Raw genomic sequence first — 20138 nt, forward strand, 5'->3', positions numbered from 1 at the left:
CCTTTACATTTCGGAATACGGGAAGAGCAAAGGAGGACGTAAATGGTTTTAGCTGATACTCTAAATAGCAATGGGACAAAAACGGAAGATAAAAGGATCGAGCAATTACAATCTGTGGTGCAGCGGTACTGCTTATCTCTTACAAAATCGACTTGGGACGCTGAGGATTTGGCTCAAGACACGTTGCTAAAGGGATTAAATACAATTTACGGGACACAGCATAACAATCCCGAAGCGCTGCTGCTTCGAATTGCAAAAAATACATGGATTGACCAATCACGAAGAAAAAACATTTGGACTCGGATTGTTAAGCAGGAAAAACCAAAAGAGTTTTCTTCGAATCAAGGCACACTCGAAATTGAGGAAGCTCTTCATGCTTTGATCAAGCACTTGTCACCGCTGCAGCGTACTGTATTTCTACTGCGGGATGTTTTCGGTTATTCGAATGCGGAAACGGCTGAGATGCTTGGAACGACTGCCGGAGCAATCAAGGCAGCGCTTCATCGTGCACGCGAATCGCTGGATGCCGTCAAGAAGGAGCTTGAATCAGGAAGTCTTCGGTTACCTGAAGAGGAAGGCTTGAAAGCTTATCTAAGAGCGTTTGCCATTGCGTATCAAATGGAGGATATTGCACGGTTAGTTGAACTCGCGCAATTGGATATCGTGGAGGCGGCAGCAGCGGTAAGCATGGTCCAAAACAGACTGCTCCGGCATTCCATTACATTACGTCACTCCGGTTCGAATAGTAGAGGACAATTTAATACGCTGATGGCCGCATAATCGATGGCTAGACGAGTTGTTAAAGCGGGCAATAATGGTAAAGTTCTTTTATAGATGTTCTTTAGCTTTCGTTCACCTATATAATGGAAGTATACTGTTGTTGTCGGGCCGACGAATGCTAAATGAAAGGAGATGATCGATTTGATTACAAACTTTGAGGTGATCTCCGTTTAATCGGAGACCATTAATAAGTGGGAGGCCGCGAGGCCTCCTCCTATTTATTTATACAAACATTTTTACTGGCAATATTGTTAATTATTTCTTGTCAACTGAAAGGGCTTTCTTTATACTTTAATAGTGACTTCATATAAATGCCGAAAGGGGGAGACAAAAATGTTGAACATAATTAAGGTGGTTAAACTTTAACTGAATATCCTCAATTCCAGGAATATTTCAAATCCGGCCTATTATGCTTAAAGGTATGATACGTCAAGCTTGTGGTGAAGAATTTACCATAATTTGCAATACGAGGGGATTCCTGTGGAGGATATAGCATCCACGGTTTTTTTGTTTTTTGGGTTCAAAATGGGTTGTACAAATTTCGAAGGGAGGCAGGAAAGATGATGAATGCAACTGTTACTACCAGCCACACAAAGTTAAGCCTGTTCGAGGAGGACGTTTATCGTGAACTACAAAAATGGAAGAGATGTGCTTCCCCCTAGTTTATTGAAGGAGCTTCAAAACTACATTCAGGGTGATTTAATTTATATTCCCAAGCCGACTGAAAAACGGGCGCTTTGGGGCGAGGTCAGCGGAACACGGAAGCTGCTGGCGGAACGAAACAAGGAGATTTGTCTCTACTATACAAACGGATGGTCCGTTGCCGATCTGGAGCGAAAGTATCATTTGTCCGGGGAAAGTATTCGCAAGATTATCGTTAAAGCACGCTAAACCTTTATTATTGATGGGGGAGCAAAATGTCTATTCTGGAAAAACTCCCGGACAAAATTCGGGCTCAGATGTCCGACGAGCCACTGTTCAGCGCGAAAACGGATCTGCGAAATAACGGTCATTTCGGTGAGCAGTGGATCACTTTCACGGAGCGGGAAATATTGCTTTGGGAGACGGATGGTTTACAATATTTTAATCTCAAGGTCGAGGATTTGAAGGAAGCAAGAGCCGTAAACGGCGTTGGCGGCGGAACGCTGCTGGTAGATACAAAGAAAGGACCGGTAGTCGTAGCTCGATATACGGCCGCGCTATCCTCGGTGTTCGGGTTTGCCGCCAAATTGTTAACTGCGATCGCCAAAGACGAAGAGCGCCCCATGGCTTCGGAGAAAGAATTTCCGCGCTACTGTCCAACTTGCGAAAATCCGCTTTCTGAAGGTTCGCAGGTATGCCCGATTTGCAAAAACAACGGTAAAGTTATCGCGCGCATGCTGAAGTATGCCAAACCTTATAAGCTGCAAATGATTGCGGCCGGGTTCCTGCTCATATTTACGACGCTGGTGGAGCTTATCCCCCCTTACTTGACTAAGGTTATGATCGACGATGTCCTTCAGCCGAAAAACATGGGTTCCACGCTGCTTATGGTTGTCATTGGACTTGGTGCTACAGCTTTAGTGATGTCAGTGATGCAAACGGTACGCGGACTAATCGGCGTTTGGGTCGGATCAAAATTAATGGGTGATTTGCGTAAAGATATTTACAGCTCGCTGATGCGGCTGTCGCTCGCTTTTTTTGACAGGCGCCAAACGTCGCAATTTATTGGCCGGGTCAACAGCGATTCAGAAGCGATGCGGCAGTTTATGACCGACGGGGTTATATGGGTAAGCGGAGAGTCGCTTCGTGTTATCGCCATATTTATTATTATGTTTGGGCTCGATTGGAAGCTGACCTTATTCGCGCTGCTGCCTATGCCGTTCATGGTGGTGGTATCCATGAAGCTGTGGCCCAAGATAGGCCGCCGTTGGTATCAGCAGTGGCGGTCGATCTTCCGTTTGAATGTGCTCGTCGGGGACTCCCTACAAGGCGTTCGCGTCGTCAAGGCATTCGGTCAGGAAGCAACGGAAATGTCACGGTATGCGGAAGCTAATCGCGAGGTTGTCCGTCATAACATTCGAATCGAAGGGCTTTGGCAGGGCATGTTCCCTCTATTCTCCTTTATTGCCGGACTAGGTACGCTCCTTATTTGGTATTTCGGCGGTCAATCCGTGCTTCGGGAGGAGCTTCAGCTTGGAACGCTAATGGCGCTGATCGCTTATCTGACGATGCTCTTTGGTCCGCTGCAATGGGTTAGCCAAATGATTAACTGGGCGAGCAATGCCTTGTCTGCTGCTGATCGCGTATTTGAAATTATGGATACCCCATCGGAGGTTCCAGATGTACGTGACCCGGTTCCAATCGGTGTTATTGAAGGTCATGTAAGGTTTGATAAGGTCACATACGGGTACGAGAAGCATCATCCGGTTATTAAGGACATCAACCTGCAGGTAAAGGCCGGGGAAATGATTGGGCTTGTCGGCCATTCCGGTGCAGGTAAATCGACATTCATTAATATGATTTGCCGCTTTTATGATACGGATGAAGGCTCTATCAGCATAGATGGAGTTGACCTGCGGCGCATCAGCCAATCCGACTTGCGCAAGCAAATTGGGGTTGTGCTGCAGGAGACTTTTCTGTTCGACGGCACGATCGCCGAAAATATCGCCTACTCTAAACCTGATGCGACACCGGAAGATATTATGCGGGCGGCTAAAATCGCTAACGCTCATGATTTTATTGTAAGGCTTCCTGACGGCTATGACACAAGAGTAGGTGAACGGGGACACCGGTTGTCCGGCGGAGAAAAGCAGCGGGTGTCGATTGCCCGCGCAATCATTCACGATCCGCGCATTCTTATTTTGGATGAAGCGACCGCATCCGTGGATACGGAAACCGAACGGCAAATCCAAGAAGCGATAACGCGGTTGGTGAAAGGCCGTACTACTTTTGCAATTGCGCATAGGCTGTCTACACTTCGCAACGCGGATCGGCTTGTCGTATTGGAGCGCGGTAAAATAGTCGAAGTCGGTACGCATGAAGAGCTTCTCGCTAAAGAAGGCGCCTATCATAAGCTGGTTGAAGCGCAGCAGGAGCTCTCCAAGATCAAGGGGGTTGAAGGCTGATGAATGACACATACGACATTCATATGCTTGAGCCGGAACGTGTTATGTTCAGCCGCGGTCAAGGCGGAGTGTTCCAAGGTGTGATTAATGGAAAGCCCTATGAGGAGCTTGTTGTATTCCGCGCTTTTCCTTTCTTGTACACAACGCAATATATTTCGATCCGGGACGCAAAGGGCGATGAGCTTGGGATTATTCGCGATATTGCCCAGCTGGATGAAGAGAGCTTGAGGGAAATAGAGAGGGAGCTTCAGTTCCGTTATTTCCTGCCGCGGGTTACGAAGGTTGGCAGTGTGAAGCAGAAATCAGATTTATGGCTATGGGAGCTTCAGACGAATTTAGGCCCAACACGCATGGCCATGCGGAATCTGCATGAACATATGCAGTTCCCGAGCGGAAACCGGATCATCCTGACAGACATTAATGGCAAAAGGTGCGAAATCGCGGATTGGCAGTCGCTGGACAGCCACAGCCGCACACAGCTGACGGATGTGATCTAATAACGAGGTGAACGAGCAGACTGCAAGTCTGCTCGTTTTTTCTGTATTTTGCCTGGATTTTTGAGGGATAGAGGAGTTATTTGTCGAATGTAGACTGTAGTATTATGTAATAACATGTCGACCGCACTGCTCATGGAATATATGAGGGTCTGGCCAATCGGATTCTTGGAATAAATTTAATGTTCATAGAGTCGAAAAATAACCCCGTCCGATGTGGTCGGGGTTATTTTTTTAGAGCAGCATACCATAGGCAAATCTATTTCTGAAGCGTTTAAAATAAAAAATACACACAGACGAATGCGATAGCGGCATGATAAAGCGTGTTCATCCAATCTTTCCGTTTTAAATCAATCTGTACGATCACGTAAACGGACCTTACTGCAATGATAACCAATGCAAGCTGATACAAGAAAACCGGCAATTTTTCATTCCTCCTTATTGTTTTTACTTAAGGCTATGAGTGCCTTGAAGCAAATAATACTAATGTAAGGAGGAACATTTGGATTTATCTAAGCGTTGCCGTAGGAAGATTTACTGCCGTTCTAGGGTATTGATAATCATTTCGATAACAATTGGTATCCGAATCATACGAGGATTGCGAGAGGCGATGCGAGATTTCGAAAATAGGCAGCTTTGGATTGACATGCAGTATCGATTCAAAGAACGAACATCTTTCGAAGTTAAAATCTAAAGTGGTAATAAGAATGACACAATTCTTAAACGTACACCCAATAAAACTAAACCCGTCGAATGTAATAGTTTCATTAGTAAAGACTTCGTTTGATATCGTTTTCATTTATCAGCGCTCCTGTTCAATGATGGGACAACATAGTAAAAATATTAACAGATACGAGTTGTAATGTTTGTCAGAAATTGTTTGAGGATCGAAATAATTAACGACATCACTGGCGGTGATTCGAACGGAATCGCGGAAGATGGCGTATCCTTGCCGGTTTTATATTTAGGAAGACTTTAAGCTTTCAGATTTATAGGTATTCACCTATTCATGCTCTAATGAGTATCTTAATGCTAACGAAACGTTATTTATTGGAGGAATGAGTGTGGGATATTTTGTTGCTGTGGAGTCACACGTGAATATATACGTAGAGGATGTAAACCCGGGAAGCGAGAAGACCATACTATTTATACACGGTTGGCCTGCCAACCACAAGCTGTTTGAATATCAGTTCGATGTGCTTCCAGCAATGGGCTATCGTTGCATTGGTATTGATCTTAGAGGATTCGGCAATTCAGATAAGCCGCTGCATGATTACTCTTACGATCGGCTTTCGGATGATGTACGCGCTGTGATTGATGCGCTTAATTTAAAAAATTTCACATTGGCAGGACACTCTGTTGGCGGAGCGATTTCCATCCGGTATATGGCACGTCACAACGGGCATGGCGTATCGAAGCTTGTGTTAATGGCTGCCGCCGCACCCAGCTTTACTCAGCGTCCAAGCTTCCCTTATGGTTTGCCTAAAGAAGCGATAAGCAAGCTCATCGAGGATACTTATAATAACCGGCCTAAAATGCTGCAGGAGTTTGGAGATATGTTTTTCTTTCAAAATGTGACAGAACCTTTTTCTGATTGGTTCTTTCAATTAGGATTACAGGCGGCAGGTTATTCCACTGCAGCTGTTCTCGAATCGCTTAGAGACGAGTCGCTGTTCGCTGATCTGGGTAAGATTCGGGTTCCTACATTAATTTTTCAAGGTATTCATGACCAAATCGTTCTTCCTCAGCTTGCTGTGGCGATTAATGAAGGGATTCCAAACTCCAAGCTTGTGTGGCTTGAAAGCAGCGGACACGGATTGTTCTGGGAGCAGCGTGATACGATTAACGAGGAGATGTCGCAATTCATTGGATGATGAAAGTATCGGGAGGTTTCAAAGTCTCAAGGAGATGAAGAGAATCAATTTAGTGAAGGTTCCGCAATAACCAATAGAACACTTGTGCGTACCGAAGGTATTAGGTTAGAATTAAATTACAATTGAATCTTGGGTGGGCGTGGTTTCCCTTCAAAAGGAGGTGAAGCCATGGAAGTAAAAGATGCTATTACAATCATGTTCCTTTTCGGCATGTTTATTCTTGCTCTTTTAACATACATCAGTATTAACAACAAGAGAAAGTAAAAACCCACCCCAAGGTTGACCGCCGAAGGTGGGCTTTTGTCTTTTGAGAACTCAGAAGGGAATCCCATCCAAGCCAATTGTACAGGCCAAGTGTTCACAGCACTTGGTCTTTGTTACATTAATCATATCACAATAGGATCAACCCAGCAATTCTAAGTTACTTAAGAACGGATGGAAATAAAGAGTTTATTTAATGAAGTATTAAAACTATCTCATTGAAATCGAGGTGCTATTCAATGAACACGACAGTTTATATGGTTAGACATGCGGAGTCGCCATTTGTATTCGGAGAAGAAAGAACAAGAGGGCTATCCCAAAAGGGATTAGCCGATGCAAAAGAAGTGGCTGACATATTAGCTGATGTTAAAGTCGATTGTATTGTTTCCAGCCCATACACTAGAGCGATACAAACGGTACAGTATTTAGCTGAATTTAAGAATTTAACAATAGATGTATACGAAGAACTGATAGAAAGACCAATTAAAGGATTAGATTATAAAGCTTCTTGGGATCATTTGTTAGAAGCTATAGAGAAGTCTTTCTCTGATATTGATTTTGCTCTAGAAGGCGGGGAAACAACGAGGAAAGCTCAAGAAAGAGCAATACCGGTCATACATAAATTACTTAATGATTATTATGGCAAAACTATTGTGATTGGGACACATGGAAATATCATGACGATTATAATGAACTATTACAACAAGAACTACGGATATCATTTTTGGAATAGTACCTCAAAACCGGATATATATAAGCTGATCTTTGTTCAAGATCAATTAAAAGATATTGAAAGAGTTTGGGAAAATATTTCTGATGGTTAATGACAATCTTGAATGATACAGGGATGCGGCTATTGCACTTTGGGCATTGAAACGTTACATGAAGTCCAGCCAATAAAAACTCAATACGGTTTTTCTTGCATAAAACTTTACGAAAGCCTATATGACGGGAATAGGATGTGGACAGAAATGAATGAAATGATTCAAACGATATTAAATCATCGTTCTATTCGTTCTTTCGAGGATAAGCCGCTTACGGAAGAACAGATTAGTGTGATTGTGCAAAGCGCTCAAGCTGCTGCAACATCCAGCTTTGTACAAGCTTATTCGATTATCGGAATAAAAGATCCCTCGAAAAAGGAAAAGCTCGCCGAGCTGGCTGGCAATCAAGCTTATGTCAGCAAAAACGGCCATTTTTTCGTATTTTGTCTGGATCTGCATCGTCTTGAGCTTGCAGGCCGGATGGAAGGTTTGTCAGGTGAGGATGCAAAAGAAACATTGACTTCAACAGAGATGTTTATGGTTGGTGTCATTGATGCAACGCTAGCTGCCCAAAATGCTGTCATGGCTGCCGAATCAATGGGATTAGGCGTCTGTTATATCGGTGGAATCCGCAATCATTTGGAACTGGTATCCGAATTGCTCAAAACACCAAGCCGAGTTGTTCCTTTATTTGGTTTGTGTGTTGGATACCCCGCAGATCATTCCGATAAAAAACCACGGTTACCGCAAATGAATATATACCATGAAGACGAGTACAATCAGGACACTGATCAATTCATCGATCAATTAGAGCAGTATAACGCTGAAATTTCAACCTATTATGCCAGTCGAACGAACGGTAAACGAAATGACCGCTGGACGGAAGGGATGGCAAGGTTTCTAAAAAACCCTAAACGCTTATATATAAAAGACTATTTGGAAAAAATTGAGTTGCCCTTGAAATAAGCGAAAGTAGAAATTAGGAAAGGAGGTACTCTTGTGCAGCCACAGTCTAATCAAACAAAAACGAAAATTAGAGCAATCGTTACAGGTGCTACGGGAATGGTTGGAGAGGGTGTATTGCAAGAATGTCTTAATCATCCTGATGTAGAGCAGGTTTTGGTTATCAACCGGAATCCGTGCGGAGTATCACATCCCAAGCTAACCGAGATCTTGCACAGTAATTTTTTTGATCTATCATCTATTGAAGCACAATTAGTAAATTACAACGCCTGCTTTTTTTGCTTAGGTGTATCTTCGGCTGGTATGACGGAGAAGAAGTATAAGAGGTTGACGTATGACCTGACCTTATACATGGCTGGTATGCTTGCCAGCTTGAATCCCGGCATGGTCTTCTGTTATGTATCGGGAATCGGGACGGATAGTACGGAACAGGGAAGAAGCATGTGGGCTAGAATTAAAGGGATGACGGAAAACCATTTATTAAAGCTTCCATTCAAAAGAGCGTATATGTTTCGCCCAGGCTATATACATCCGATAAAGGGACTAAAGAACACTCATAACTATTATTATGCATTTAGCTGGCTTTACCCTGTTTTAAAACGTCTTATTCCCAATTACACCATTTCTTTGCGGGAGCTAGGACTAGCTATGATTCATTCTGTAAATTCAGGTAATGGCCAATCCGTCTTAGAAAGCAATGATATTAGAAGGCTGGCAGGAGAAAGATTGATTTGAGTCACATCAACGTCAATATATCTAACACTTACTTTATTGTTTTCAATTTTCGTGTCATATATATTGACATATAAAAATAAATGCTCTAATCTTAAATTATTCTTTATTATTCATGATTTGCTGCACAGTGGCGTGCTAGCTTTTACGGCAACGATGCCTTTTCCGCGAAAGCAGGAGAGGGCTTTTTATGCTTATTTTTCTCTTTCATATCATCCGAGGAGGGAAGCCATGTCGATCGTAACCGCTCATCACCCTTTATCGGCTTCTGTTTCAATAGCTGTTTTAAAGATGATATCGCATTTGCAGGAACCTTTATCTGAAATGGTGCCTTTAGAGGAAGCCGATTCAAGGGTGCTTGCATGTGATTTTGAAAGTCCTTTCTCCTTGCCTCCATTTAGACGCGCGGCGATGGACGGTTATGCGATACGTTCGGCTGTCGCTTTAAATGCTTGTCAAGAACAACCGGTTCAACTGCAAGTATCGGATGAGATTCGTTCCGGACAGTCGGAGCGTTCGTATGATTCAGCGATTAGCCAATCAAGCGCCATACGCATATTTACGGGAGCACCTGTCCCAAAAGGCTATGATACGGTTATCATGCAGGAAACTGTCAAGCAACATAAGGATAGTAACGCTTTTCCAGTCATTCAAATCGACCGTCCTTATCCGCATGGCCAGCATATCGCAGAAAAAGGCGAGGACGTTCCGATGGGAATTCAATTGCTGTTCAGAGGGACGACGATTAAAGCGAAGGAAATCGCGGTACTGGCTTCTTTTGGACAAACGGAGGTAGCTGTATATAGGAAACCAACCATTGCGGTAATTCCCATTGGCGACGAATTGACCTTGCCTGGGCACGGGCTGGAATCAGGCCGGATTTATGATGCTAACAGCTTTATGGTCGGATCGCGTTTAAGGGAATTAGGCGCAACTGTGATTCGCTATGCACCGGTTTCGGATTGTATGGAAAAGATTGAAGCAGCAATTAGTTCCGCACTTGATAGCGCTGATCTTGTTGTTACCACGGGCGGCGTCTCCGTGGGAGATTACGATTATGTCAAGGTGGCTGCAGAGCATGCAGGCGCCGAGCCCTTATTTACAAAGGTCGCTATGAGGCCTGGTACGCCAACCTCGGGTTTTCAAATTAATTCCAAGCTGCTTGTCTGTTTGTCCGGCAATCCTTCTGCTTGTTTTACCGGATTAGAGCTGCTTCTGCGGCCAGTCGTTCTGAAGATGACAGGAAGGAGCGATTATCGGTCCGAATGGATGGAGGGTCGATTAACCGAATCCATTAAAAAGCCAAGTCCATACCCCAGGTATGCACGGGCTTTCGTCTATCGTGCCGAGAAAGAGTGGATGGTGGATCTGCTGGGTAATGACAAATCCGGCAATGTGGCGGCTTTCGCCAGCGCGAATGCGCTTGTACTTATACCTCCTGGAGGCTCGGGAGCTTCAATTGGGCAAGAGGTTCGCTGGGTTAATCTTTCTGTATAGTAAATCGCGTGAGTGGATGTGGACATCATATGAAGAGAAAAAAGCTGGTTGTAATCGGAAATGGAATGGCTGGTATCAAATGTGTAGAGGAAATTTACAAGCTTGATCCGCAGCAGTTTCATATTACGGTTTTTGGAAACGAGGTTCATCCGAATTATAACCGGATTTTGTTGTCTAAGGTTCTTCAGGGCGACTCCTCGATTAATGATATAGTACTAAATGATTGGTCTTGGTATGAGGAAAAGGGAATACGTCTCTATACGGGAGAGACGGTCGTACGCATTCATGCTGAAACACAAGAGGTTGAAACGGCATCCGGTATTCGGACAGCTTACGATTCCCTTATTATAGCAACAGGTTCATCTGCATTTATTCCGCCTATAGCAGGCGTTCGCAAGCCTGGAGTTATATCGTTTCGAAATATAGATGACTGTAACACGATGATGGACTATGCCAAAAAATATCGCAAAGCAATAGTCATAGGCGGGGGCTTGCTTGGTCTTGAAGCGGCGAGGGGCTTACTTAACCTCGGCATGGAAACGGATGTAATTCATAATGCGCCCTATTTAATGAACCGGCAGCTGGACCGCATGTCTGCTGACCTGTTAAGAGCGGAATTGGAACAGCAGGGCATGCGCTTTTGGTTAAATAAAGAAACGGAAAGCATTATCGGATTAAATAGAGCCAAAGGCGTCCGTTTTACTGGCGGGAGTACTCTTGAAGCGGATTTGATCGTTATCTCGGTAGGCATCCGGCCGAACATTCAGCTTGCAAAAACCTGCGGCATAGAAACCAATAGAGCCATAATTGTAGACGATTTTATGAGAACGAGTATTCCACATGTCTACGCGGTCGGCGAATGCGCGGAGCATCGGGGAACCGCCTATGGTCTTGTAGCTCCCTTGTATGAGCAAGGTAAGGTGTTGGCTCGTGTCCTATGCGGTCAGGATACGGACCCGTATACGGGATCTGTTCCATATGCCCAGCTTAAAGTATCCGGCGTGGAAGTCTTCTCGGTAGGAGATATTCGTGAAGGCGAAGCCGACACGGCTTTGCAAATGTACGACGGCGTACGGGGAACTTACAAAAAAGTGACAATGAAAGGCGGCACTATACGCGGTGCCATTTTATTCGGTGATACAGTTGAAGGCACCTCATTGCTAAGTCTAGTCAAGAGAAAAGCTCCGGTATCAGCGCTTTCTACGCCTGCAGGAAATAGCGGCGGCGGGGGACTTGATGCAGCAGCAGCAGACATGCCTGACCGTGAAACGGTATGCGCATGCAATGCTGTCAGCAAGGGGGCCATCATGCGAGCTGTTATAGAGGATGGCCTGCAGACCCCTGAACAGGTACGTGACTGCACGAAGGCATCAAGCTCTTGCGGCGGTTGTCGTCCAATGATGGAAGCTGTTGTGCGATATGCCCTCCGTAACGGGAAAGAAGGATTATCTTCCGCTGCGCCGCCTGTCTGCGGCTGTACCGAGCTAAATCACGAGATGCTTAAGGCGTCGATTGCTCAAAAAGAGTTTTCCGATATACATGAAGCCATGCTGTTCCTAGGTTGGAAAAAGCCTTTGGGTTGCGAGATCTGTCAGTCGTCTATCCGTTATTATCTTGAGCTATTTCATCCTAGACTATCCATTCAAGAGGTTTCATTCGTCAAGGACGAGAAATATAACAGCCTGTCTGTTGGAATAAAGACATCTGAAGATAAAGATGAAGAATTCAATTCCCGTTACCTAGGGGAGAAACTGCGCAAAGTTTGGGAACCTTTATCTTTGCCTTATCCGGTGAAAGCAGCTATAACGTCAGGAATGAACAGCCCGGCAGGCGTGCTCGTTCATGACATAGGCATAACGGGCGCTCCAGCCGGATGGGAGATCTTTGCAGGCGGCCATGCTGAGCACCCGGTCAAGCAAGGGCAGCTCATAGGGATAGCAGAGACCGATGAGCAGGCTGGGGAGCTTGCCGTTTCGTGCCTGCAGCTTTATCGGGAAAGGTCATACTACGGGGAATCAGTTTGGAAATGGATAGAACGGGAAGGTATCGTCGAAATAAGAGAAATGCTGTTCGATCTGGATTTCCGTCAGGAATTAGTAGAGAGAGCAGGCGATGCGGGTATGCCTATTAAAAATGACGAAAGGCTCGGTGAAGGCATATGCGGCAATTGTTAAATGATCCGGTAAGCAAGGATTCGGGCTTTGTTATGGAGACGCAGTGCCCCTTCTGCAGTGTGCAGTGCAAAATGCAAATCACAAAGGCGATGCCCGTTCCGGGCGCACGGCGCTATTCATACACAGTCGAAGGCGTTCCAAACGCCGCATCGGAAGGTCGCTTGTGTGTCAAAGGAATGAATGCGTTCCAGCATGCGGTGAGTGCAGACCGGCTCCTGCATCCGTTAGTCAAGCGGAACGGCGAGTTTGTACCGGTTTCTTGGGAAGAGGCTCTAAATACGATTAGAGACCGGTTCATCTCTATAAGCGAGGAGCATGGTCCCGACGCGATTGGCCTATACGGCGGAGGATCACTAACCAACGAGACTGCCTATTTACTCGGTAAGTTCGCGCGAGTTGCGCTGGGCACGAAATATATCGATTATAACGGACGCTTTTGCATGTCGGCAGCCGCTTCAGCGGGAGCAAAAACATTCGGCGTCGACAGGGGACTGACCTGTCGGTTGTCGGATATTCCTCTTGCACGCTGCATCGTGCTGGCCGGAACGAATATTGCGGAATGCCAGCCGACGTTGATGCCATATTTTACGAAGGCCAAAGAAAACGGAGCAACGATCATCGTCATTGATCCAAGGGTAACGGCAACTGCGTCAATCGCTGACATTCATCTTCAAATTAAACCGGGAACGGACGCCGCTTTAGCAAACGGAATGCTAAAAGTGCTTCTGGAAGAGGATATGATTGACGAGAAGTTTATTACGGCCAGGACGAACGGCTATGATGAGCTGAAACGGCATTTGTCTGAGGTCAGTCTGCAGGAAGTGGCTGAGCTCACCGGCATTGATGAAGCAAACATCCGGAAGGCTGCCGCTGCTTATGGGAAGGCTCCGACCGGCATCATCTTTACTGCTAGAGGTGTCGAGCAGCAGACGGATGGTCATGTAGCGGTGCGGAACTTTTTGAATATGGTGCTTGCTACGGGGAAAATCGGCAAGCCAGGCTGCGGTTACGGCGCAGTCACCGGTCAAGGAAACGGACAAGGCGGCAGGGAGCATGGCCAGAAGAGCGATCAATTGCCAGGCTACCGTTCGATTGAGAGCGACGTCGACCGGGCCTATGTAGCAAAAGTATGGGGAATAGATCCCGAGCAGCTGCCCCGCAAAGGAGTGTCTGCGTATGAAATGATGGAGCTCGTGCATCAACGCGCTATTCGTTCCTTATTTGTTATGGGCTCCAATCCCGTCGTTTCCAACCCGAACGCCAATTTAGTGGAGGAAGGGCTGTCTAAAGTTGATTTCTTTGTAGTGGCGGATATGTTTTTGTCAGAGACTGCCCGCATGGCTGATGTAGTACTGCCCGTGACAGCTTACCTGGAGAACGATGGAACCTTGACTAATCTCGAAGGGCGCGTGCTGCTGCGGGAAACAACTCTTAGCGCACCTGGAGAAGCTTGGCATGATTGGGCCATTTTATGCGAACTCGCAAACAGGCTGGGTAAATCATCCTATTTTTCTTTCCAATCATCCGAACAGATTTTCGAGGAGCTTAGAGTCGCGAGCCGCGGAGGCTTAGCTGATTATTATGGAATTACGTATGACAGACTGCGCCGGGAAGGAGGGGTTTATTGGCCTTGTCCGTCACCCGAGCAAGAAGGTTTGGGGAATATGTTCAAGGATTCCTTTGCACACTCCGACGGAAAAGCGGTATTCCATCCCGTGCAAAGCAGGCTCCCGCAAGAGACGCCTGACGAGGAGTTCCCGCTAACCATGACAAACGGACGAGTTTTGTCCCACTATTTGACCGGCGTGCAGACGCGCAGAAGTCCGTCATTAGCCGCACGCAGCGTGGAAAACTATGTCGAAATTCATCCGAGAACAGCAAGGAAATATCAAATCGAGGATGGGGAATGGGTAGAGGTCAGCTCCAGAAGAGGCAGCTTTAACGTGCGCAGCCGAATTACGGACCAAATTCGGGAGGACACTTTATTTGTACCTATGCACTGGGGAGGCATACAGAACGTTAACAAAGCTACTAGTCCGGAGCTGGACCCCAATTGCAAAATGCCGGGATTCAAAACATCAACGGTTATGATAAAGCCGCTCCGGATGCGGCGCTCCTAGCCGATAGAACGGGAAAAGATAGGATTTGCTTCTAAAGCCACGTAAATCGTGGCTTTTTTTGTTTCTTTATTATTAAAGCTCTACGAGCTATATTAGTAGTTAGTGAATTTGATTCAAGTATACGTTGTGGAGATGAGCAGGGTTGACTACAATCTATCAATTAAATACGATCTTTATAAGTATGGTGATGGAAGCTATTCCATTTGTTTTGGTGGGCGTACTTATTTCCGGACTCATCCAAACCTTCGTGAAGGAGAATTGGATAGCCCGCATTATGCCTAAAAACCGGTTCCTTGCCACGATTTTCGGCTGCGGTGTCGGTATTTTGTTTCCTTCATGCGAATGCGGCATCGTTCCGATCACCCGCCGGCTAATCAATAAGGGCATGCCGCTTCATGCCGGTATTGCATTTATGCTGACCGGACCGATTATCAATCCAATCGTGTTATTTTCAACCTATATCGCTTTCGGAAATGATTGGAAAATGGTGGGAATCCGCGCAGGGTTGGCAGTTGCGGTCGCGTTTACCGTTTCTGTAATCCTTTCATTTATGTTCAAAGAGCTTCCGTTCCGAAGCTATGAGCCTCAGGTTGCCGCGGCGTTAGAGCCAAGCACTGCACATTTGACTAAACGCGTTTCGTTGCAATCCCGACTTTATGAAATTATTGTTCATGCCATCGATGAGTTTTTTTCGGTAGGAAAATATTTAGTTTTGGGCGCATTTATCGCTGCGTGCATGCAGACATTCGTTCCTACATCTTACCTGCTCCATTTGGGAAGTAACCCGCTGACCTCATCGCTGGTCATGATTGCATTGGCCTTTGTGATTTCCCTTTGTTCGGAAGCGGATGCTTTCATTGCAGCGTCATTCAGAAGTACGTTTACCGTTGGATCGTTATCCGCGTTTCTTGTTTTTGGTCCGATGATCGATATTAAAAATACGTTGATGCTGCTGGGTACCTACCGCGGAAAATTTGTTGCCGTACTGATCGGTCTGGTAGCCTTCTTCACGCTCGCAGGTTCGTTAATTGTAGGGAGGTTATTCGGATGATTCGATTTTTTATTTTATTCGGATTTTCTTTCATGTTCTTTATGCTCCATTATACAGGCGATATTAACAAATACATTAATATGAAATATGCTTATTTATCTATTAGCGCTGTCATCATTATGGGGCTCCTGAGCATTTTTGAATTTGTACGCGTCTCACGTGAGCAAATTGCGGAAGAGAAGAAGCTGGCAGCTGCGGCGGCAGGGCATGAACATAACGAGCAATGCCAACATACTGAGCACCAGCAGCATGGCCATGTACATGATCATCACGAACATGGCCATTCGCACGGCGAGTCCAGCAGGTTGAAGCGCTTTTTCAGCTACCTCATTCTATTTGTTCCTATAGTTACAGGACTTTTTCTGCCTGCGCAGGCGCTTGATTCAAGCTTTGTAAAGGCCAAGGGCTTTTCCTTTCCGACCTTTGAGCAAAATATTGAAAATAACCCGGGAGCCCATCAGTTTTTAAAGCCGGATACAAGTGTTTTTTATCGTAAAGAAGATTATAACGAAGTAAAAAATAAAGAATTGGCTGAATTCATCAATCGACCGACTATTATTCTAAACGACGCAGATTATTTAAAAGGAATGGAAGCTATTTATAATTCACCGGAAGCTTTTATGGGAAAAACAATCGGCTTCGACGGCTTTGCCTATAAAGGGCAGCAGGTGGACGGGAATCATTATTTTATTTTCCGCTTCGGATTTATTCACTGTGTTGCGGATTCCGGCGTATTCGGCATGCTTGTTGAATTCCCTAATAACACTGAAATTAAAGACGATGAATGGTTTCATGTCACTGGCAAGCTAACCTGGGAGCTATATCAGCCGTTTAAGCAAAAAATTCCTGTCTTAAAAGTATCGGAGTGGAAGCCGATAGATACACCTAAAGACCCTTACGTTTACAGGCTGTAATTTTGATCCGCCATTTGGCGGATCTTTTTTTTTGTCTTCGAGCGATAGCGAGAATATGTTCCGAATCTGGAACGCTAAAGTTATTTTTTATAATGAGGCCTTCATATAATAGGTTAAACGCGGATAAGGTCGAACTTTGTCCACTAGAAGAAGCAACGCTCGCGATGCAGGTTTACTGCGCAAGGGAGGGAGGGAGATGCGATTTCACCTATCCGAGGAGCTGGAGATGACGCGTTCGGTCGTTCGGCATTTTGCAGAAAAGGAAGTTGCTCCAAATGCGGGGGGACGGGATGAGACGGAACAATTTGAACGGTTGCTATTCAGAAAGATGGGAGAACTTGGCTTAACGGGAATTCCTATTCCAGAGCAATATGGCGGAGCGGGAAGCGATATCTTAACTTATGCGGTCGTATTAGAATCGCTATCTCAGGTCTGTGCATCGACTGCGGCCGTTTTGGCTGCGCATACTGCGTTTTCTGCCTGGCCGGTCTGCAGATTCGGAAGCGAAGAGCTTAAACGGCTTTATTTGAACGAAATGGCGGGTGGAGTGAAGCTGGGGGCATGCGGTTTTCCAGCTGACAGCAGAGATAAAACCGCGAAGGAAAACGGTATTATTGCGACGGCAGACGAGGATGGATTTGTTCTAAACGGAGCAAATTCTTTCGTTATCAACGCAGGGGCAGCGGATATTTATATCGTTTACGCACAAGTGCCAAGTATAAGAAGAAAGCCGGTCCTCAGCGCTTTTCTAATCGAAAACGGCACGCCCGGCTGCTATATCGGAAATAAAGTGCGGAAGCTGGGCTTGCGCTCTTTGATGACCGCTGAAATGGTATTTGAGCATTGTAGGGTCGCGAATGAAAATAGGATCGGGAAAGAGGGTCAGGGCCAAGAAATTGCCGATCAAGTCATCGATATCGGACATATTGGCGCCGCTGCGCAAGCAGTCGGTATCGCTCAAGGAGCTTTGGAAGCGGCGGCTGATTACGCCAAGGAGCGCATGCAATTCGGCAAACTGATCGGTCGACAGCAAGGTATTTCTTTTAAATTGGCTGACATGTCGGCCAAGATTGAGGCTGCGCGGTTACTCACCTATCAGGCTTCATGGCGCATGAACGAGGGCTTATCCTGCAGCAGGGAAGCCGCCATAGCCAGAAAATATACCGCAGACACCGCTGTAGCCGTCGCGATCGATGCGGTTCAAGTATTTGGCGGTTATGGCTATATGCGGGAATACCGGATGGAGCGTTTTTTACGGGATGCCAAGTGCCTGGAAACGGACATCGGAACCGGCGGCATGCAAACGGATTTCATTTATCGCATTTTGGCGGAATAGGAGGCGATTGCCGCAGTGCGTGAAACGGTCATCGTCGGCGGGGCAAGAACGGCATTCGGCAAATTCGGAGGAGTTTTCAAAGACGTAAAGGCCGTCGAGCTGGGAGGAGCCGCGATTAAGGGAGCGCTGCAAAAATCCGGAGTTGAGGCCGCGAACGTGGATGGGGTCATTATGGGTATGGTGCTCCAAGCAGGCGCAGGGCAAATTCCGTCAAGGCAGGCTGCGAGACTTGCGGGACTTGATTGGAGTGTTCCGTCGGAAACGATCAACAAAGTATGCGCCTCCGGCTTGCGTGCTATCACATTAGCGGATCAAATCATCCGGTCCGGTGATGCGGAAATCATAGCAGCCGGCGGAATGGAAAGCATGAGCAATGCGCCTTATGCTGTTCCAGTAGCAAGGTGGGGAGCCCGGATGGGCGATTCAGAGCTTACCGATCTCATGATTCATGACGGTCTACTGTGTGCATTCGCCAATGTCCATATGGCCATTCACGGCAGCCGTGTCGCAGCGGAGTATGGAGTCAGCCGGTCTGAACAGGATGATTGGGCACTAAGGAGTCATTTACGAGCGGTTTCGGCAAGCCGTCAGGGCCTATTTGCCGAAGAAATCGTTTCCTATACGTCTGCGAGGACTATTATCGCTACTGATGAAGGACCGCGCTCCGATACGGACGCCGGTAAGCTGGCCCTTCTCAGCCCGATCTTTGACAAAAACGGAACGATTACCGCGGGAAATGCTCCCGGTGTGAACGACGGGGCCGCCGCTTTAGTGCTAATGTCGAAGGAAGAAGCGCGTCGCGGCGGATATAAGCCGCTTGCAAGGATTATCGGTCACGCTTCGATTGGGCTCGAGGCACCTTATCTGGCCACGTCGCCAGCACATGCGATCCGTAAGCTTTTACAAAAAACAGGAGTTGCTCTTGAGAACATCCAATTATTTGAGGTGAATGAGGCCTTTGCTTCCGTTATTCTCACTTGCGGAAAAATTCTCGGCTGGGATGCGGAGAAGGTCAACGTAAACGGAGGGGCGATCGCGTTAGGTCATCCGATCGGGGCAAGCGGGGCAAGAATCGTGCTATCGTTGATCTGCGAATTGCTGCGCCGGGGCGGCGGGCTCGGTATCGCTGCGATTTGCAGCGGGGGCGCTCAGGGAGATGCGTTATTGATACAAGTGGATGGATGAAGCCGGGGTGGTAACGATGGATATCCGTAAAGTCACGGTGCTGGGTGCAGGTCAAATGGGCAGCGGCATCGCCCAGACGTTCTTGCAAAGCGGTTTTACCGTAACGCTATACGATATTGATCAAGAGGCTGTTAATCGCGGATTTTCCGCTATCGGCACAGCTCTTACGCGTCTCGTAAACAAGGGACGTATGACTGAAGAACAGAAATCGCTGGTTTTACAAAACATCACTCTTTCAACGAACTTGGAGAATGCCAGCGATTCGGATCTGGTAATCGAAGCGGCACCCGAAAAGATGGAAACGAAGAAGACATTATTTAAAGCTTTGGAGCGGATCTGCATGCCGCAAACCATTATGGCGACGAACACTTCCTCACTGTCTATAACGGAAATAGCAGCGGTGACAAACCGGCCAGAGCAAGTAATCGGCATGCATTTTATGAACCCTGTGCCCGTTATGCCGCTTGTTGAGATCATTCGGGGCCTTGCGACCTCGGACGGTACGGCAGACTGCATCAGGACACTGGCGCAAGCACTTGGAAAAACTCCGGTAGAGGTTCGGGATTTTCCGGGATTCGTGTCTAATCGCATCTTGATGCCGATGATTAATGAAGCGATATACACCGTATATGAAGGGGTTGCCGTGCCGGAGGCGGTGGATCAGGTGATGAAGCTCGGGATGAACCATCCGATGGGACCGCTCGCCCTCGCAGATTTCATTGGACTTGATACTTGTTTGGCGATAATGGAAACGCTGCATCAAGGCTTCGGCGATTCGAAATACCGGCCTTGTCCGTTATTACGCAACTATGTAAAGGCCGGCTGGCTGGGGCGCAAGACGGGTCGGGGCTTTTATATTTATGAAGGACGGGGGTAGATTACCGGA

18 protein-coding genes are annotated in these 20138 nt (G+C 46.6%); 17 read left to right on the forward strand and 1 reads right to left on the reverse strand.

Features of this window, described 5'->3' with window-relative positions:
• The first annotated feature begins 42 nt into the window (after nt 1-42).
• From DFP97_RS23370 to DFP97_RS23385, 4 genes are all read left to right on the forward strand, one after another.
• Nucleotides 43-780 carry an RNA polymerase sigma factor gene (locus DFP97_RS23370; RefSeq protein ID WP_114382863.1) on the forward strand — a complete coding sequence of 246 codons (738 nt, stop codon included), beginning with the start codon at nt 43-45 and terminating at the stop codon, nt 778-780.
• A gap of 624 nt (nt 781-1404) precedes the next feature.
• Entirely contained in the window at nt 1405-1671 is a 267-nt protein-coding gene (locus tag DFP97_RS23375) for a CD3324 family protein (protein WP_114382864.1), read from the forward strand.
• 26 nt (nt 1672-1697) lie between these two features.
• The gene (locus DFP97_RS23380) at nt 1698-3887 is read left to right on the forward strand and encodes an ABC transporter ATP-binding protein (protein WP_114382866.1); all 2190 of its coding nucleotides are present in this window, start codon (nt 1698-1700) and stop codon (nt 3885-3887) included.
• Nucleotides 3887-4384 carry a DUF1854 domain-containing protein gene (locus DFP97_RS23385; protein ID WP_114382868.1) on the forward strand — a complete coding sequence of 166 codons (498 nt, stop codon included), beginning with the start codon at nt 3887-3889 and terminating at the stop codon, nt 4382-4384. Before DFP97_RS23380 ends, DFP97_RS23385 begins: the two co-directional genes overlap by 1 nt.
• Nucleotides 4385-4655: 271 nt before the next feature.
• Here DFP97_RS23385 and DFP97_RS30920 read toward each other — a convergent pair whose 3' ends face one another.
• On the reverse strand, nt 4656-4805 hold the full coding sequence (locus tag DFP97_RS30920; protein ID WP_181873646.1) for a hypothetical protein: 150 nt from the start codon (nt 4803-4805) through the stop codon (nt 4656-4658).
• Nucleotides 4806-5445: 640 nt separating this feature from the next.
• Between DFP97_RS30920 and DFP97_RS23390 the strand changes: the two genes are divergently transcribed.
• The 13 genes from DFP97_RS23390 to DFP97_RS23445 all read left to right on the forward strand — a co-directional run bounded on the left by DFP97_RS23390 (nt 5446) and on the right by DFP97_RS23445 (nt 20129).
• On the forward strand, nt 5446-6255 hold the full coding sequence (locus tag DFP97_RS23390) for an alpha/beta fold hydrolase (protein ID WP_114382869.1): 810 nt from the start codon (nt 5446-5448) through the stop codon (nt 6253-6255).
• Between the two features lie 168 nt (nt 6256-6423).
• Nucleotides 6424-6519 (forward strand): competence inhibitor ComI, encoded by a 96-nt coding sequence (gene comI / locus DFP97_RS32150; protein WP_220271187.1) that lies wholly within the window; start codon nt 6424-6426, stop codon nt 6517-6519.
• Nucleotides 6520-6755: 236 nt separating this feature from the next.
• Entirely contained in the window at nt 6756-7340 is a 585-nt protein-coding gene (locus DFP97_RS23395; RefSeq protein WP_114382871.1) for a histidine phosphatase family protein, read from the forward strand.
• 147 nt (nt 7341-7487) lie between these two features.
• Nucleotides 7488-8246, forward strand: coding sequence for an oxygen-insensitive NADPH nitroreductase (nfsA, locus tag DFP97_RS23400; RefSeq protein WP_114382872.1), 759 nt, complete (start codon nt 7488-7490; stop codon nt 8244-8246).
• 33 nt (nt 8247-8279) lie between these two features.
• Nucleotides 8280-8978 (forward strand): Rossmann-fold NAD(P)-binding domain-containing protein, encoded by a 699-nt coding sequence (locus DFP97_RS23405; protein WP_245976562.1) that lies wholly within the window; start codon nt 8280-8282, stop codon nt 8976-8978.
• A gap of 228 nt (nt 8979-9206) precedes the next feature.
• A complete protein-coding gene (locus tag DFP97_RS23410; protein ID WP_181873647.1) occupies nt 9207-10472 on the forward strand; it encodes a molybdopterin molybdotransferase MoeA in 1266 nt (421 codons plus the stop codon).
• Between the two features lie 29 nt (nt 10473-10501).
• Entirely contained in the window at nt 10502-12646 is a 2145-nt protein-coding gene (gene nirB / locus DFP97_RS23415; protein ID WP_114382876.1) for a nitrite reductase large subunit NirB, read from the forward strand.
• Nucleotides 12631-14766 carry an assimilatory nitrate reductase catalytic subunit NasC gene (gene nasC, locus DFP97_RS23420; RefSeq protein ID WP_114382878.1) on the forward strand — a complete coding sequence of 712 codons (2136 nt, stop codon included), beginning with the start codon at nt 12631-12633 and terminating at the stop codon, nt 14764-14766. Before nirB ends, nasC begins: the two co-directional genes overlap by 16 nt.
• Nucleotides 14767-14947: 181 nt before the next feature.
• Nucleotides 14948-15817 (forward strand): permease, encoded by an 870-nt coding sequence (locus tag DFP97_RS23425; RefSeq protein WP_114383072.1) that lies wholly within the window; start codon nt 14948-14950, stop codon nt 15815-15817.
• Nucleotides 15814-16731: a TIGR03943 family putative permease subunit gene (locus tag DFP97_RS23430; protein ID WP_114382880.1), complete on the forward strand. Its 918-nt coding sequence runs from the start codon at nt 15814-15816 to the stop codon at nt 16729-16731. The genes DFP97_RS23425 and DFP97_RS23430 overlap by 4 nt, the downstream gene beginning before the upstream one ends.
• Before the next feature lie 196 nt (nt 16732-16927).
• Nucleotides 16928-18067 carry an acyl-CoA dehydrogenase family protein gene (locus DFP97_RS23435; protein WP_114382881.1) on the forward strand — a complete coding sequence of 380 codons (1140 nt, stop codon included), beginning with the start codon at nt 16928-16930 and terminating at the stop codon, nt 18065-18067.
• 15 nt (nt 18068-18082) lie between these two features.
• Nucleotides 18083-19252 (forward strand): acetyl-CoA C-acetyltransferase, encoded by a 1170-nt coding sequence (locus tag DFP97_RS23440; RefSeq protein ID WP_114382883.1) that lies wholly within the window; start codon nt 18083-18085, stop codon nt 19250-19252.
• 16 nt (nt 19253-19268) lie between these two features.
• A complete protein-coding gene (locus DFP97_RS23445) occupies nt 19269-20129 on the forward strand; it encodes a 3-hydroxybutyryl-CoA dehydrogenase (RefSeq protein ID WP_114383074.1) in 861 nt (286 codons plus the stop codon).
• Nucleotides 20130-20138: the final 9 nt, after the last annotated feature.

This window comes from Paenibacillus prosopidis (assembly GCF_003337375.1).
Classification (GTDB): domain Bacteria; phylum Bacillota; class Bacilli; order Paenibacillales; family Paenibacillaceae; genus Pristimantibacillus; species Pristimantibacillus prosopidis.

What these genes read in the sequence shown, in the direction of transcription:
- DFP97_RS23370 (WP_114382863.1), top strand. Translation starts at nt 43, where the DNA reads ATGGTTTTAGCTGATACTCTAAATAGCAATGGGACAAAAACGGAAGAT.
- DFP97_RS23380 (WP_114382866.1), top strand. Translation starts at nt 1,698, where the DNA reads ATGTCTATTCTGGAAAAACTCCCGGACAAAATTCGGGCTCAGATGTCC.
- DFP97_RS23385 (WP_114382868.1), top strand. Translation starts at nt 3,887, where the DNA reads ATGAATGACACATACGACATTCATATGCTTGAGCCGGAACGTGTTATG.
- comI (WP_220271187.1), top strand. Translation starts at nt 6,424, where the DNA reads ATGGAAGTAAAAGATGCTATTACAATCATGTTCCTTTTCGGCATGTTT.
- DFP97_RS23395 (WP_114382871.1), top strand. Translation starts at nt 6,756, where the DNA reads ATGAACACGACAGTTTATATGGTTAGACATGCGGAGTCGCCATTTGTA.
- nfsA (WP_114382872.1), top strand. Translation starts at nt 7,488, where the DNA reads ATGAATGAAATGATTCAAACGATATTAAATCATCGTTCTATTCGTTCT.
- DFP97_RS23410 (WP_181873647.1), top strand. Translation starts at nt 9,207, where the DNA reads ATGTCGATCGTAACCGCTCATCACCCTTTATCGGCTTCTGTTTCAATA.
- nirB (WP_114382876.1), top strand. Translation starts at nt 10,502, where the DNA reads ATGAAGAGAAAAAAGCTGGTTGTAATCGGAAATGGAATGGCTGGTATC.
- nasC (WP_114382878.1), top strand. Translation starts at nt 12,631, where the DNA reads ATGCGGCAATTGTTAAATGATCCGGTAAGCAAGGATTCGGGCTTTGTT.
- DFP97_RS23425 (WP_114383072.1), top strand. Translation starts at nt 14,948, where the DNA reads ATGGTGATGGAAGCTATTCCATTTGTTTTGGTGGGCGTACTTATTTCC.
- DFP97_RS23430 (WP_114382880.1), top strand. Translation starts at nt 15,814, where the DNA reads ATGATTCGATTTTTTATTTTATTCGGATTTTCTTTCATGTTCTTTATG.
- DFP97_RS23435 (WP_114382881.1), top strand. Translation starts at nt 16,928, where the DNA reads ATGCGATTTCACCTATCCGAGGAGCTGGAGATGACGCGTTCGGTCGTT.
- DFP97_RS23445 (WP_114383074.1), top strand. Translation starts at nt 19,269, where the DNA reads ATGGATATCCGTAAAGTCACGGTGCTGGGTGCAGGTCAAATGGGCAGC.